This window comes from Pseudogemmobacter sp. TB195, from assembly GCF_058313095.1.
In genome coordinates this window covers 1-572 of record NZ_JBZEGG010000171.1, presented here as the reverse complement: position 1 = coordinate 572, position 572 = coordinate 1, and the positions used below count along the sequence as shown (strand labels likewise).

The following is a 572-nucleotide window of genomic DNA, read 5'->3' as shown; positions in this document are numbered from 1 at the left end:
ACCAGCGGATAACGCGAAGCGAAATCCTGGGCGAGCCGCACCATGGCGTCATAGATGGCCTGATCGCCGTGGGGATGGAACGAACCCATCACGTCGCCGACGACCTTGGCGGATTTCTTGAACGGCGAGCCCGGATCAAGCCGCAGCAGGCGCATGCCGTAGAGAATGCGGCGGTGGACGGGCTTCAGGCCATCGCGCGCATCCGGCAGGGCGCGATGCATGATGGTCGAGAGGGCATAGTCGAGATAGCGCTGCTCCAGCGCCTCGCGCAGCTCGACATTCTCAATGCCGTCGTCCGGCGGCGTCCCGACCTCTTTGCCCATTGCCTCCCCCGGTACGCGCCGCAGACCGGCGCCGATGGCGAACTGTCATCGCGACCGAAACCAGCGCGGCGATACAATCGGCCCAACGGCGAAGCGCGCGCCCGATCGACGGCCGGGCGCGTGCTGGAACAGCTGCCCGAAGACATGAGAACGGGTAGCGAACAAACCCTCTGAACGCAAGTATTTACATGGGGCTTCCCACGTTATCCCGCCTGGGCGGGCGCAGCAGCAACACCGCGGCGATGATCT

Annotated in this window: 1 protein-coding gene; it reads right to left on the bottom strand. The window is 65.0% G+C overall.

Annotated elements, in window-relative coordinates; translation table 11 throughout:
- A partial coding sequence (locus AC4FS3_RS29205; protein WP_491023451.1) for a DNA gyrase subunit A occupies positions 1–323 on the bottom strand: 323 nt, incomplete at its 3' end.
- Positions 324–572: the final 249 nt, after the last annotated feature.